Origin of the sequence: Deinococcus sp. HSC-46F16 (assembly GCF_024171495.1) — a bacterium.
GTDB lineage: Bacteria > Deinococcota > Deinococci > Deinococcales > Deinococcaceae > Deinococcus.
In genome coordinates, this window is record NZ_JALJZW010000001.1 from 417,500 (window position 1) to 431,424 (window position 13,925).

Sequence of the window (13,925 nt, forward strand, 5' to 3'; positions counted from 1 at the left end):
CAGTGGATGAAAAGGGTCAACTATTGGTCGAAAAAAAGAGGTCAGAGGCGGTTCTCGCCCGCCCACAGGCCGCACTCGGTCTTGCCCTTCCCGGCCCAGCGGCCCGCGCGGGCGTCCTCGCCGGGGCGGACGGCGCGGGTGCAGGTCCAGCAGCCGATAGACAGGAAGCCGTCGAAGTACAGCGGATTCACGGGCAGATCGTGCTCACGGGCGTAGGCTTCCAACCGCTCGCGGGTCCAGTGGGCCAGCGGATTGATCTTGACGCGGGCGCCCCCCGTCTCCACGAAGGGAATGTCCGCGCGGGTCGTCGCCTGGTCGCGGCTGCGGGCATTGAGCAGCGCGGAGGGAGCCTTCTCCCGCAGGTAAGCCTGAAGGGGCGCCACCTTCCGCACCGCGCAGCAGGCGTCGGGGTCGGCGGCGTAGAGGTCGGGCGGCGTCTGGCCGTCCTCGGGGTGGGCACCCGTGTTCAGGGTCACGAAAGTCATCTGCGGGTACCGCGCGGCGAGGCGGTCCCGCGTCGCCAGCGTCTCCGGGAAGTGGTAGCCGGTGTCCACGAACACCACCTCGCCCCGGTAGCCCGCCCGAGCCGCGAGGTCCAGCAGCACGACCCCGTTGAGGTTGAAGGCACTCGGCATCAGCACGTCGGGGTGGCCGGCCAGCGCCCAGGCGATGACCTCCAGCGGGTCGGTGTCCGGCGCGAAGGCGGGCGCGGTAGGGTCGACGTGCCCGGCCGCCTCACGGGGAGCACGCGGCTCGGTGGTCAGCGGCACGCCGCCTTCCGCCGGTGTCCGCACGTCGGCGGCCGTCATGCCGGGTACCCCAGGTGCGCGAGGAGCTGCCGCACCCCCTCTTCCACGCTGATCTGGTCGGTCCGCAGGTGAAGGTCGGGGGTCTCGGGAGCCTCATAGGGGTCGGAGACGCCCGTGAAGTGCGGAATCTCGCCCGCGATGGCCTTGAGGTACAGCCCCTTCACGTCCCGCTCGGTCACGACCGCGAGCGGCGCGTCCACGAAGACCTCGGTGGGGGAGGGCAGCGCGGCGAGGACCTCCCGCCGAGTGTCGGCGTAGGGGCTGATCGCGCTGACGAGGACCGTGACTCCATGCTTTGCCAGCAGCCCGGCGACGAACGCGATGCGCCGGACGTTGGTGTCCCGGTCGGCCTTCGTGAAGCCCAGCCCCTTGGAGAGGTTCTCGCGCACCGCGTCGCCGTCCAGGAGTTCCACCGCCACCCCCCGCGCGGCGAGTTCCTCGCGCAGGGCCGAGGCCAGCGTGCTCTTGCCCGCCCCCGACAGCCCAGTAAACCACACGACGCGCCCGGTGCCGACCTCCGATCGGTTCAGGGTCGCCGTCATGCGGGCACGACCTCCGGGGTCGGCTCGCGGCCCGCGTTCAGCACCGCGTCGGGCGTGAAGCGGTCCGCGCCCATCCGGTCGGCGTACTCGACGAAGCTCTCGCCGGGCAGCTTGTTGGCCTGGAAGTCGGCCAGCACCGCGCCCGCGTACTCGTTGAGCCGGACGGCGGGCACCACACCCTTGAGCTTGGTCCCAGTGCGCTGCGCCTGCCCGATGCTTCCGGCAAGGTGCACGTTGTAGACCTCTTCCTCGCCGCGCAGGGCGCCCATGAAACCCAGGTCGGCCACCTGATAGCGGGTGCAGGCGTTCGAGCAGCCCGTCAGGTTGATGGTGAAGGGCACGTCGAGGTCCGCGAACCGGGGTTCCAGTTCGTCCACCAGGTTCGCGGTGCGGGCCTTTGTCTCGGTCAGGGCGAGGCGGCAGAACTGGGTGCCCGTGCAGGCGATGGTGGTGCCGCGCAGGGTGGTCTTGGGCGCGAGGTCCAGCGCTTCGAGTTCGGCGGTCAGGGCCGCCACATCCTCCGAGCGGACATGCGGAATCATCATGTTCTGGAAGGCGGTGGTCCGCAGCACGCCCCGGCCGTAGCGGTCGGCGAGGTCGGCCAGCCCACGGGCCTTGCGGGGGTCGATGCGGCCCACGGTGGTCGCCACGACGACGTAGTTCAGCCCGTCCTTCTGCGGCTGCACGCCCAGCACGTCGTTGCCGCCGAAGCGGGCGACCGGGGCGGGCGGGCCGTCGCGCAGGGGGCGGCCCAGGTACTCGGTTTCCACGATCTCGCGGAACCGCTCCACGCCGATGTCCTTGATCAGGAACTTCAACCGGCTCTTCTTGCGGTTGACGCGGTAGCCGTGGTCCCGGTAGGCCCCGGCGATGGCGCGGCCCACCTCGACCACTTCCTCGGGCCGGATAAATACGCCCAGCCGCTTGGCGAGGTGCGCCACCGCGCCCAGGCCGCCGCCCACCCACACGTCGAAGCCGACCTCCCCATTCACCGTGTGCGCCAGGAAGCCCACGTCGTTGATCAGGTGGATGCCCTCGAGTTCGGGGGTGGCCGTCAGGCTCATCTTGAACTTGCGCGGCAGGTCCTGAAAGTCGTCGCTGCCCGTCAGGGTGCCTTCCATGGCGTGGGCGATGGGCCGCACGTCGATGGTCTCGCGGGCGTCGAGGCCCGCCAGCGGCGAGGCGATCACCGCACGCACCGTGTCGCCGCACGCCCCCCGGGGGTGCAGGCCCAGCGGCTCGAGCCGATCGAAGATCTCGGGAATCTTGTCGATGGTCAGCCAGTGGAACTGGAAGGCCTGACGGTCGGTCACGTCCAGAAACCCGCGTCCGTACTCCTCGGCGATATTGGCGACCTCACGCAGGGTGGAGGTGGCGAACTCGGCGCTCGGCACCCGCACCCGCATCATCAGGTAGCCGTCTTCCTGGGGGCGCTGCGGGTACACGCCCGCCCACTTCAGCAGGTCGATCCGCTCGGGGTCGATAAATCCCTGCGCCGCGTACTGCGGAATCAGGTCAAAAATCTGAAAGGGCGGCAGTTCTTTTTTCAGGGCTTCGATATCGCTCATGGGATCACTCCGGGCGTGTAGGGGGTGGGGAGGACTGCCAGGGCAGCCCAGGGTGGGAGATACAGTAGATGACAAAACAGGTCAACAATGTGGGTTGTCTGGGGGACAGGCGTTCGGTCTGCGCCCGCGCTCACGCGTTCGGCTTGAGCAGGTGCCCCAGGCAGTGCCCGTAACTCACACCCTGCCGGGCGTCGGTCACGAGGTCTTCCACGCTGAACTCCTGCAAGACGGCCAGCATCGCGTCGCGCATCCGGGTGTAGATGCTGGCGCGGGCGTGGCAGCGGTCTTCCTCTACGCAGGGTTCGTGCCAGTTCAGGCTGATGCACGAGAGGGGCGCGACCGGGCCGTCGACCGCCCGCACCACCTCGCACAGCGAGATCAGCCGCGGCTTGCGCGAGAGCGCGTAGCCGCCGCCGATGCCCTTCTTACTCTTGACCACGCCCTTGGCGGTCAGGGCCGCCAGAATCCGCACCAGGTAGGGACGGTGGACCCCGGTGGCGTCGCTGATCTCCTCGCTGGACACCCAGCGCCCCAGCTCCTGGGTGCCCAGATACCCCAGCGCCTGAAAGGCGTAGACATCGGTGGCAGAAAGGCGCATGGGGCGAGGGTATCAGCTTCCGGGGGTTATTCCCCGGCCGGAGCTTCCCGTTCCTGCGGACTCAGGGGCGCGGGCCGCACCTCGTCCCCGTAGCGCTCGGCCAGATACGCCAGCGCCACCGGGTCAAACTGGCCGCCCGGCACCCAGCGCTCCTCCAGATTCTCGGTGCCGTACAGCGCCCACGCCGCCGCCTCCGTCTCGGGGTCCCAGGGGCCAGCCGGAAGCGAGGTCGCGTGGTCCTGCACGATCAGGAGGGCGCGGAGCCATTCTAGCTCCTCCCCGGTCAGCTCGCGGGTGGACCCGGGCCGTCCGAAGAGGAGGTCGTGGATGCCCAGCAGCCGCTCCAGTTCCTCGCCCGGGTCGGCGTGGTCGTCGGCGCGGAGGTTGACCCAGTCGTCGGTCAGGCCGCCGTAGCCGCGCCTCGGCCCCACGCACAGCAGGGCCGCCGACTGCCGCCCCCGTTTGTCCCCGCCCGCCGCGTCCCCGGCCCGCAACGCGGCGAGCAGGCGACGGGGGAGGGGCTGGCCCTCGGCGGCTTCCCACTCCACGCGCATCGCTTCCACGACCTCCGGCCCGGTCAGGATGTTGCCCTGAATCGCCACGTCCGGCCCGGTGAAGCCCCCCGCCCAGGCGTGGCAGCCCTCGCCGCTGAAGGTCACGCTGCGCCCGTCCGCCCCCACGATGCCGAACTGCCGCTGCGCGATGTCGGGGTCGGTGCGCCGGAACTCGGCGGCAACCTCCTCCGGCGAGAGGCCCTGCGAGAGCAGCCGCAACCCGTCGGGGCCGTAGTTGGGGTTCACGTAGCTCTGGGTGGCGACCGCGCCCACACCCGCCCGCGCGAAGGGCACCAGGGCGCCGACCGCCAGAAACTTGCTCGCCACGGCGACGCCGAGGTCGCCCGTCACCGGGTCGCGGCCCACGATGGAAAAGGTCATGGGGGGAGCATAGCGGCGCCGAGGGTCAGGACTGGGGGCTAGGCTGCGGCCATGCTCCTCAAAGCCTGTCTGAACGGGGACCGCCCGGCGGGAAGTCATCCGGCGCTGCCCGTTACCCCGCTGGAACTCGCCCAGGCTGCGCGGGACGCGGTGGAAGCGGGTGCCGGGGCACTCCACCTGCATCCCCGCGACGGGGAAGGCCGCGAATCGCTGGAGGATGGGGTGGTGGCCGCCGCGCTGGGGGCGGTGCGGGCCGCCTGCCCCGGCATTCCCGTCGGCATCTCCAGCGGCTTCTGGATCCTGCCCGACGTGGAGGCCCAACTCGCCGTCGCCCGCGCCTGGACGGTGCGCCCCGATTTCGTCTCGGTGAACTGGCACGAAGCGCACGCGGTCGCCCTGGCCGAGACCCTCCTCGGTCTGGATGTGGGTGTGGAAGCCGGGGTGTGGACCGTGGACGCGGCGCGGGCGTCGCTGGCGTGGCCGGGGCGTGACCGGGCCTTGCGCGTGCTCGTCGAGGTGATGGACCGGGAACCCTCCGGGGCGCGGATGGAGGCGGCGGCCATTCTTAACCTGTTGGACGGGGCGGACAGAACGCCTCCCCGGCTGCTCCACGGCGCGGGGCCGAGTGCCTGGTCGCTGCTGGAGGAAGCGGGGCGGCTGGGGCTGGACACCCGCGTCGGTCTGGAAGACACCCTGACCCTCCCGGACGGCACGCCTGCACTGGACAACGCCGACCTCGTCCGGGTCGCGCGGGCCGTGTTAGCCTCCGCCGGATGACCCCGCCACCCACCTTCGCCGCCCTCGTCACCGACCGCACCCGCCGCCTGGGGACCCGGCTGTGCGTGGGACTGGACCCCCGCCTGAGCCTTTACCGCGACCCCGCGCATCTGCGGGGGCACACGCTGGACGTGCTGGAGGCGACCGCGCCCTATGCGGCCTGCGTCAAGCCGCAACTCGCCTTTTTCGAGGCGCTGGGACTTCCCGGCTTCACGCTGCTGGAAGAGGTCTGCGCGGCGGCCCGCACCCTGGGGCTGCCCGTCCTGCTCGACGGCAAGCGCGGCGATATCGGCTCCACGGCGGAGGCCTACGCGCAGGGGTGGCTGGCGGGAGGGCACGCGGGCGACGCCCTCACCGTGAATCCCTTCCTGGGCTTCGGCACGCTGACCCCCTTCGTGGAGGCGGCGCGGGCCAATGGCGGCGCGGTCTTCGTCCTCGTCAAGACGAGCAACCCCGACCAGGCCGACCTCCAGGGCGGCGGCCTCAGCGAGCGGGTGGCGGCGGAGGTGGCGCGGCTGGGGGCGGAGGAGGAGGGCGAGTATGCCAGCGTCGGCGCGGTCGTGGGCGCCACCCACCCCGGCGACCTCGCCGCGTTCCGGACTGCCATGCCCCGCGCCCTGCTGCTGCTGCCCGGCCTGGGGGCGCAGGGGGCCGCCGCCGCCGACCTCACCCCGGCCTTTCACCCCGGCGGGACAGGGGCGCTGGCGAGCGCGAGCCGGGCCGTGCAGTACGCGCAGGGCCTGAGCGTGGTAGCGAGCCGTGACGCGGCCCAGCGCCTTCGCAACGAACTCAACGCCGCGCTGACCTAGCCTCCCTTCACCCGAACCGAGACAAACCTGCCCGCCTCGCCGCGCACACTCGGCCCTATGAAGCCCAAACCGCTGAAGGAACAGGTCATCGTGATCACGGGCGCGTCGAGCGGCATCGGCCTGAGCACGGCGCGGCTGGCGGCGCACGAGGGGGCGCGGCTGGTCCTGGCCGCCCGCAGCGAGGAAGCCCTGCGGCAACTCGCGGACGAGCTCACGGCGGCGGGCAGGCAGGCCGTCCCCGTCGTGGCCGACGTGAGCCGGGAGGAGGACGTGGCCCGCATCGCGGAGGTCGCCCAGAGCAGCTTCGGCGGCTTTGACACCTGGGTGAACAACGCGGGCGTGGGGATGTATGGGCGGCTGCTGGAGTCGGACGTGGAGGACATGCGCCGCCTCTTCGACATCAACTTCTGGGGGGTGGTGTACGGCTCGCGGGTGGCTGTTTCGCACCTACGCGAGCGCGGTGGCACGCTGATCAATGTGGGGAGCGTGGTGTCCGAGCAGGCGATTCCCCTTCAAGGCGCATACGGGGCCTCCAAGCATGCGGTCAAGGCCTTTACCGACACGCTGCGAATGGAGCTGGAGCACGACGGGGTGCCCGTGACCGTCACCCTGATCAAGCCTGGCCCCATCGACACGCCGTTCCCCCTGCACGCCCGTTCGTACCTCCCCACCGAGCCCAAGCACGTGCCGCCCGTCTACGCCCCGGAGGTCGTCGCCCGCGCCATCCTGCACGCGGCGGCCAAACCCACCCGTGAACTGTTCGTGGGGGGCGGCGGCAAGGGCATGGCAGCGTCGGGCATGCTCGCGCCCGCCGCCACCGAGAAGTTGATGGCCGAGGTCGCCCTGCCCGGCATGCAAAGTGACCGCCCCCCGCTGCCGGAGGAGGCCCACATCCTCTATCACCCTTCGGGCAAGTTGGAGGAACGCGGCGATTACGACGGCACCGTGCGCGGGACGAGCGCGTACACGGCCGCCGCTCGGAACCGGGGCCTGATTCTGGGCCTCGCGGGTGTGGCGCTCGCGGCGGTGGCTCTGGGGCGGGCGCGGCGCTGACCTCACGGTGCCAACTTGAAGAAGTGCTCCAGACGGCGCTCATCCTGTCCGCTTCAGCGGGGCGCAGGGTGGGCGGCGTCCCTTGCGTTCTTCCCCATTCATTCCCACGAGGTTTCCCATGACCACCTACCGCAAACTCGGCCGCAGCGGCCTGCACCTCTTTCCCCTCGGTCTCGGCTCCATGCAGTTCGGCTGGAGCGCCGACGAGGCCGCGTCCTTTGAACTGATGGATGCCTACGCCGAGGCGGGCGGCAATTTCATCGACACCGCCGACATCTACACCACCTGGACGCCCGGCAATCCCGGTGGCGTTTCCGAGGAGATCATCGGGCGCTGGCTGAAATCGCGCGGGCGCCGCGACGACATGGTGATCGCCACCAAGGTGCGCGGGCCGATGGGCGAAGGGGGCCGTGAGGGGCGGGACAGCATCCACCAGCGCGAGGGGCTGTCGCGCCGCTGGATTCTCAAGGCCTGCGAGGACAGCCTGCAAAGGCTCGGGGTGGATCACATCGACCTGTATCAGGCCCACTGGGTCGATAACCAGACCCCCATCGAGGAGACGATGGAGGCCTTTACCGAACTCGTGAAGCGCGGGTACGTGCGCTACCTCGGCGCGTCGAACTACTCGGCGTGGCGGCTGATGCAGGCGCTGTGGACGAGTGACAAGAAGGGCCTAGAGAGCTTCGTCAGCCTCCAACCCGAGTACAGCCTGCTCTCGCCCACGCGGGCCAACTTCGAGCGCGAGCTGGGGCGGGTGTGCGTGGAATACGGCTTGGGCGTGATTCCCTGGAGCCCGCTGGGTGGCGGCATGCTGACCGGGAAGTACAAGCGCGGCGCCCCCCTCCCCGACAGCGTGCGGGCCGAGGGCAATGCCCGCAGCCGCTTCAGCGACCGCAACTTCGACATTGTGGAGACGCTGGAGGCCGTGGCGGGTCGTCACGGCGCGAAGCCCGCGCAGGTGGCCCTCGCGTGGATGCTCGCCCAGCCCGGCGTGACCGCGCCCATCATCGGGGCGAACAGCGTGGCGCAACTGACCGACCTGCTGGGCACGCTCGACCTCACCCTGACCCCCGACGACCTCGCCGAGATCAGCCGCGTGAGCGACTGGGAACGGGCGCGGACGGAGTTGGAGCGGTAAAGGGAGGGTCTTAGCCCCCGTCGAGCGTGAGGTCGCCGGAGTTGCCCTCGAGAAGTGGTGGAACCTCAAACAACACTTTAAACGGTTGTCCGACATTCCCCAGCAGGTTGGAGCCTTTCTCAAAGGTGCAATCCCTGACGACTACCGGCCCCGGAAACCAGTTGTCGAAGAAATTGACGAAGCCCCCGAACCGGCACCGCTCCAGGCGGAATTCCGTCGGGGGTTCGTTGTGCCCCCCGCATTGGAAGTCCACGCCCTGCGCGAAGGAGCAGTGGGCAAAGGTGGCTCCCGCCAGAAAGTAGGTGGCGTAGAAGTCAGCCCACTCAAAGGTGCAGTCCTCCATGACAACGGGCGCGTGGAAGGCCGCGCAGGTTCCGAGCAGAGACTCGACGTGACAGCGGCGCAGGATGACGGGGGCGCCCACCTGTTGGTCAGGCAGGTCATAGAACCGCAGCTCCCCTGTGATGGTCGCGTCCTCCACGGGCTGCTCCTGCAAAAGCAGTGCGAGAGCTTCTTCGGCGGGGAGGCGGCGGCTCATTCCTCTCCTGCCTCCCCATGCGCCTCCCGCAGCTTGCGCCAGCGCTCCGCGACCCGCGCCTCCCAGCCCTCACCGGTCGGTTCGTAGAGGTCGAGCTGGACGCCGTCTGGGAGGTAGTTCTGCTCGAAGCTACCCTCCGGGTCATCGAAGTAGTAGGCGTAGCCCTTCCCGTACCCCTGCCCCCGCATCAGCGCGGTGGGTGCATTGCGGAGGTGCAGGGGAATGGGCAGATTGTCGCCCTCCCTCACGGCATTCAGCGCGTTTTTCCACGCCACGTAGACCGAGTTGCTCTTGGGGGCCAGCGCGAGGTACACGACCGCCTGCGCGAGCGCGAGGTCGCCTTCCGGACTGCCCAGAAACTCCGCCGTGTCGCGGGCCGCGACCGCCAGCCGCAGCGCCTGCGGGTCAGCGAGACCGATGTCCTCGGCGGCCATCCGCACGATCCGGCGGGCGACATACATCGTGTCCGCCCCGCCCTCGATCATGCGAGCGAGCCAGTAGAGAGAAGCGTCCACATGCGACCCCCGCACCGACTTGTGCAGCGCGGAGATCAGGTTGTAGAAGTCCTCGCCGCTCTTGTCCATCGCGGGAAGGTGGCGGCCAAAGGCTTCCGTGACGGCCTCGGGAGTCACCGGCTCGGCCAGGGTCGCGGCCACCTCCAGCGTGGACAGTGCCCGCCGCGCGTCCCCATCCGCCAGCCGGGCCAGCAGGTCGAGGGCCTCGGGCTGGGCCGTCACCCCCGGCAGCCCACGTGGGTCGCTCAAGGCACGCTCCAGCAGCCCGCGCACGTCCTCGTGCGACAGCGGTTCGAGCACCAGCGTCCGCGCCCGCGACCGGAGGGCCGGGTTCACCTCGAAGCTGGGATTCTCGGTCGTGGCGCCCACCAGGGTCAGCAACCCCGACTCGACGTGGGGCAGGAGGGCGTCCTGCTGCGCCTTGTTGAAGCGGTGAATCTCGTCCAGAAAGAGGATGGTGCGTTGGCCCCGGCCCCGGAGCCGCTCGGCCTCCGCGACGGCCTCGCGCACGTCCTTGACGCCCGCCGACACCGCCGAGAGCGGGATGAAGTGGGCGCCGACCTCGCCCGCGATCAGCCGCGCCAGGGTCGTTTTGCCCACGCCGGGTGGTCCCCACAGGATCAGCGAGCCCAGCCGCCTGGACGCCAGCAGCCGGGTCAGCGGCTTGCCCGGCCCCAGCAGGTGCGTCTGCCCCACGACCTCCGAGACGGTGCGCGGGCGCAGGCGTTCGGCGAGGGGGGCGGGTGGGTCGAAGAGGGTCACGGGGGAGAGCATAGGACGCGGCCCACCCGTAACGGGGCTCAGCAAGCTTGCGGAACCTTTCGGAGCCGGGCCGGGGGTAGCGGCCCTACACTCGGCCCATGCAGACCGTCCCCGAGGCCCTCGCCGGGCACCGTTCCATCCGCAAGTACCGGCCCGACCCCATCCCGCAGGCCATCATCGACGAGGTGCTGCACGAGGCCATCACGGGCACATCTTCGTCGGGCAATCTCAACAGCTATTCGCTGGTCCTGACCCGCGATCCGGGGCGCAAGCGGCGGCTGTACGAGCTGCACGGGGAGCAGGAGTTCGTGTTGCAAGCGCCGCTGGTGGTCACCTTCTGCGCGGACTGGCACCGGACGAGGACGTGGCTGCGGCGGCGCGGGGCACGGGACAACTTCGGCAACCTGCTGGGCTACCACGTGGGGGCCTTCGACGCCGTGCTGCTGTCGCAGAGCGTGAGCCTGGGCTTCGAGGCCCGTGGGTACGGCATCTGCTACATGGGCACCACCCTGAACGCGATGCGCGAAATTGCCGAGTTTCTGAGCCTCCCCGAAAGCTGCGTGCCCGTGACCAGCCTCGTCGTGGGCGTGCCCGACGAGGCTCCTGGCAAGCGCGACCGCCTGCCGCTGCGGGCCTTCGTCCACGACGAGACGTACCGGGTGCCGGACGCGGCCGAGCTGGACGACCTCTACCTCGAGCGCGAGGTGCGCGGCTGGGAGCGCTACATGGCCGACCCCCGGCTGCGGGCGAAGGCCGAGGAGGGCGGCATCACGTCGCTGGCGCAGTTCTACACCAGCCCCTACAAGTACGACCCCGACCGCCACGCCGCCGACTCGGCGCGAATTGCGGCGTTTCTGGCCGAGCACGGCTTTCTGCCGGAGGGCACCCGGTAGAGGAGAGGCCGTATCCTCACGCCTATGGACCCCGCCGAACGCTATATCCGCCTCGCCCACGCCATCGACGCGCACTCGGAAGGCTATATCGACGGCTACGGCGGCCCCGCCGAGTGGGCCGACCGTACGCGGCGCGACCCCGCCGAGCTGCACACGGAGGCGCTGGCCCTTTTGGACGAGGTGGCGGGCATAGACGCCACCGCTCGGCGTGACTTCCTGACCGTGCAGGTGCGGGCGATGGTCACCATGACCCGGCTGCTCAAGGGCGAGACGCTGCCTTACGCCGAGGAGGTGCGCGGCCTCTACGACATTGACCCCGTGCGGGCGGACGAGGCGGAGCTGGACGCGGCCCTGCGGACCCTCGATGCGGCGTTGCCCGGCACCGGGACGCTGGAGGAACGCGAGGAAGCCCTGCGCTCGCGGGTGGCGGTGCCCGTGAACGACATCCTGCGGGTGGCCGATCCCATCCTCGCGGCCCTGCGGGAGCGCACCCGCGAGCGCTTCGGGCTGCCGGGCGGCGAGGACTTCTCCATCGGGCTGGTGCAGGATAAGCCCTGGAGCGGCTACAACTGGCCGCTGGGCAACCTGAAAAGCCGCATCGACATCAACACCGACCTGCCCGTGCTGCTGCCCGCCCTGCCCGACCTCCTCGCCCACGAGGGCTACCCCGGCCACCACACCGAGCACGCCACCAAGGAGGCTCGGCTGGTACGGGAGCGCGGCTGGTGGGAGCACTCCATCCAACTGATCAACGCGCCCGAGTGCGTGGTCTCCGAGGGCATCGCCACGAACGCGCTGCGGGCGCTGATGGACCGGGAGGAGGTCGAGGCGTGGCTGACGGGCGAACTGGCCGGAGTGGCGGGCCTCGACGCCGACGACATTCGCGCCTTTCTGGCAGCGGGCCGCGCCCGCGAGGGCCTGAAGGGTGTCAGCGGCACAGCCGCGCTGATGCTGCACGCCGACGGCCGCCCCGAGGCCGAGGTCTTGGATTTCATTCGCCACTACGCCCCCGCGAGCGAGGCCCGCGCCCGCCAGAGCCTGCGCTTTATCTCGCAGCCGACCTTCCGGGCGTACATCTTCACCTACAGCGTGGGCGGCGACCTCGTGCGGGGATGGATGGAGCGTGAGGGAACGGAAGGCTTTGCCCGGTTGCTGCGCGAACCGCTAACGCCGGGGCACCTGGGCGCGGCAGCGGGGGCCTGAGATGGACCTTCCCGAACTCGTCGCCCGCGAGGGTTTTCCGCCCGGAACACAAATCACGACCTTTACGGAACCGGGCGGGCGCGTCTTTCGCGCGGTGCAGCCCGGTCGCGGCTTCGAGTTGTTGCTGACCGACGAGGCCATGCAGATGTACGGCGAGGGACCGACCCTGGCACTGGTGCTGGGAAGGTTGCGGGAGGCTGCCGAGGCCGGATTGCCCCCGCTGGAACCGGGGCAGACCTGCGTGCGGCAGACCTTCGTGGGGGACTGAAGGGAGAGTGGGAGCAGCGGAGCTAACGCATAGGCAGAGGCGTTTCCTGCCACTCCCCACTCTCCACTGCCCGGTCCCCGAACACGTCCCCCAGCGCCGCCCGGGCCGCCCAGTACCCGCTCATCCCGTGGATGCCGCCACCGGGCGGGGTCGCGCTGGAGCAGAGGTAGACACCCCGCACAGGCGTGCGGTAGGGCGTGGGGGTGGGCACCGGGCGGGCCAGCAGCCCCCACAGGTCGCCCCGGCCCCCGTTCACGTCCCCGCCCCGGAAGACCGGGCTGAGGGCTTCGAGCGCCCGCGCGTTCGTCACCCGCCGCCCCAGCACCAGGTCGCGGAAGCCAGGGGCCGCCCGCTCGATCTGCACCTCGATGGTCTTGGCGTAGGTGTCCAGCGTGCCCGGCGGGACGTGCGCGTAGGCCCAGAAGGTATGTCCCCCGGCTGGAGCACGGCTGGGGTCGAACAGGGTGTGTTGTGCGGCCAGCACGTAGGGCCGCTCCGGGGACACGCCCCGCGCAACCTCGGCCTCCGCCCGCGTGATCGCCTCCAGTCCGCCGCCCAGATGGACGGTGCCCGCCCGCCCCACCGCCGGGTCGCGCCAGGGGACCGGCCCGCTCAGGGCATAGTCGAGCTTGAGGAGGCCGGGGCTGTAGCGGTAGCGCGTCAGCCACGCCCGGTAGCTCGGCGGGGCCCGGTTTCCCAGCAGTCCCAGCAGCACGGCGGGACTGGAATCCACCAGCACGGCGCGGGCGGGTGGGAGGTCGCGCGGCGAACGCACGTCCACCCCGGTTTCGACCTCGCCGCCCAGGAAGCGCAGGTAGGCCACCAGCGCGTCTGTGAGGGCCTGTGCCCCCCCACGCGGGAAGGGCCAGCCCACCCCGTGTGCCAATGTGCCCAGCACCAGGGCCGCCGCGCCCGTTCCCGGTGTGGTGAGCGGCAAATTGGCGTGCGCGGCCAGCCCCGCCCACGCGGCCCGCGCCTCCAGCGTCCGCAGCAGGCCCGCCGTCCACGAGGCCGGGGGGACCCCCCGCAGCCCGAACCGGGCCAGCAGCAGTGGGTGGCGGGGCACACGGGGCAGAGGTCGCAGCACATCGTCCAGCAGGGCGTCCATCCCCTTCACCAGCGGCCCGAAGAGCGCCCGCCACGCCGTCCCGTCCCGCCCGAAGCCCCTGGCTGCCGCGTCCAAGTCGCGCTCAATGACCACGCCCGTCCCGTCCTCCAGCACCTGCGCGTAGGGAGCGTCCGGCTGCACCCAGCTCAGCCCGAAGGCGTGCAGCGGCCATTCCCGGAAGGCGGGCGAGGCGTATCCCAGCGGGTGAATCGCGCTGCCCACGTCGTGCAGGTAGCCGGGCCGGGTCAGTTCGGCGCTGCTCAGGCCCCCGCCGGGCACGGGGTGGCGCTCCAGCACCCGCACCCGCAGCCCTGCGCGGGCCAGGGTGACGGCGGCAGCCAGCCCGTTGGGGCCAGCGCCGACGACGAGGGCGTCGAGGGGGGGCACCCGGTTACTGTGACACGGCCGG

At 70.8% G+C, this 13,925-nt stretch carries 15 protein-coding genes; 7 read left to right on the forward strand and 8 right to left on the reverse strand.

Going from position 1 to position 13,925, the window contains the following annotated elements; all coding sequences use genetic code 11:
* Positions 1-41: 41 nt before the first annotated feature.
* The 5 genes from L1280_RS02170 to L1280_RS02190 all read right to left on the reverse strand — a co-directional run bounded on the left by L1280_RS02170 (position 42) and on the right by L1280_RS02190 (position 4,452).
* Positions 42-809 (reverse strand): phosphoadenylyl-sulfate reductase, encoded by a 768-nt coding sequence (locus L1280_RS02170; protein WP_253580373.1) that lies wholly within the window; start codon positions 807-809, stop codon positions 42-44.
* Entirely contained in the window at positions 806-1,351 is a 546-nt protein-coding gene (cysC, locus tag L1280_RS02175; RefSeq protein ID WP_104990754.1) for an adenylyl-sulfate kinase, read from the reverse strand. The genes L1280_RS02170 and cysC overlap by 4 nt, the downstream gene beginning before the upstream one ends.
* Positions 1,348-2,919, reverse strand: a complete 1,572-nt coding sequence (locus L1280_RS02180; RefSeq protein WP_253580375.1) for a nitrite/sulfite reductase — start codon at positions 2,917-2,919, stop codon at positions 1,348-1,350. The genes cysC and L1280_RS02180 overlap by 4 nt, the downstream gene beginning before the upstream one ends.
* Before the next feature lie 130 nt (positions 2,920-3,049).
* The gene (locus L1280_RS02185; RefSeq protein ID WP_253580376.1) at positions 3,050-3,517 is read right to left on the reverse strand and encodes an RrF2 family transcriptional regulator; all 468 of its coding nucleotides are present in this window, start codon (positions 3,515-3,517) and stop codon (positions 3,050-3,052) included.
* 26 nt (positions 3,518-3,543) lie between these two features.
* Entirely contained in the window at positions 3,544-4,452 is a 909-nt protein-coding gene (locus L1280_RS02190; protein WP_253580377.1) for a DUF1028 domain-containing protein, read from the reverse strand.
* Positions 4,453-4,503: 51 nt separating this feature from the next.
* On the opposite strand from L1280_RS02190, the gene L1280_RS02195 reads away from it, so the two are divergent.
* The 4 genes from L1280_RS02195 (at position 4,504) to L1280_RS02210 (ending at position 8,229) form a co-directional block, all read left to right on the forward strand.
* Positions 4,504-5,229, forward strand: coding sequence for a 3-keto-5-aminohexanoate cleavage protein (locus L1280_RS02195; RefSeq protein ID WP_253580378.1), 726 nt, complete (start codon positions 4,504-4,506; stop codon positions 5,227-5,229).
* Positions 5,226-6,038, forward strand: coding sequence for an orotidine-5'-phosphate decarboxylase (gene pyrF / locus L1280_RS02200; protein ID WP_253580379.1), 813 nt, complete (start codon positions 5,226-5,228; stop codon positions 6,036-6,038). The genes L1280_RS02195 and pyrF overlap by 4 nt, the downstream gene beginning before the upstream one ends.
* A 57-nt stretch (positions 6,039-6,095) precedes the next feature.
* A complete protein-coding gene (locus L1280_RS02205; protein ID WP_253580380.1) occupies positions 6,096-7,091 on the forward strand; it encodes an SDR family oxidoreductase in 996 nt (331 codons plus the stop codon).
* Between the two features lie 118 nt (positions 7,092-7,209).
* Entirely contained in the window at positions 7,210-8,229 is a 1,020-nt protein-coding gene (locus L1280_RS02210) for an aldo/keto reductase (protein ID WP_253580381.1), read from the forward strand.
* A 10-nt stretch (positions 8,230-8,239) separates the two neighbouring features.
* Here L1280_RS02210 and L1280_RS02215 read toward each other — a convergent pair whose 3' ends face one another.
* Entirely contained in the window at positions 8,240-8,767 is a 528-nt protein-coding gene (locus L1280_RS02215; protein WP_253580382.1) for a hypothetical protein, read from the reverse strand.
* Entirely contained in the window at positions 8,764-10,044 is a 1,281-nt protein-coding gene (locus L1280_RS02220; RefSeq protein ID WP_371922864.1) for a replication-associated recombination protein A, read from the reverse strand. Before L1280_RS02220 ends, L1280_RS02215 begins: the two co-directional genes overlap by 4 nt.
* Positions 10,045-10,142: 98 nt before the next feature.
* On the opposite strand from L1280_RS02220, the gene L1280_RS02225 reads away from it, so the two are divergent.
* Genes L1280_RS02225 through L1280_RS02235 form a run of 3 tightly spaced genes read left to right on the forward strand, consistent with a single transcriptional unit; the run spans position 10,143 to position 12,408 of the window.
* On the forward strand, positions 10,143-10,937 hold the full coding sequence (locus tag L1280_RS02225; protein WP_253580385.1) for a nitroreductase family protein: 795 nt from the start codon (positions 10,143-10,145) through the stop codon (positions 10,935-10,937).
* A gap of 24 nt (positions 10,938-10,961) precedes the next feature.
* Positions 10,962-12,140 (forward strand): hypothetical protein, encoded by a 1,179-nt coding sequence (locus L1280_RS02230; protein ID WP_253580386.1) that lies wholly within the window; start codon positions 10,962-10,964, stop codon positions 12,138-12,140.
* 1 nt (position 12,141) lies between these two features.
* Positions 12,142-12,408 carry a hypothetical protein gene (locus L1280_RS02235; protein ID WP_253580388.1) on the forward strand — a complete coding sequence of 89 codons (267 nt, stop codon included), beginning with the start codon at positions 12,142-12,144 and terminating at the stop codon, positions 12,406-12,408.
* 22 nt (positions 12,409-12,430) lie between these two features.
* Here the strand turns inward: L1280_RS02235 and L1280_RS02240 are convergent, their stop codons facing one another.
* Positions 12,431-13,903, reverse strand: a complete 1,473-nt coding sequence (locus tag L1280_RS02240) for an FAD-dependent oxidoreductase (RefSeq protein WP_253580390.1) — start codon at positions 13,901-13,903, stop codon at positions 12,431-12,433.
* Positions 13,904-13,925: the final 22 nt, after the last annotated feature.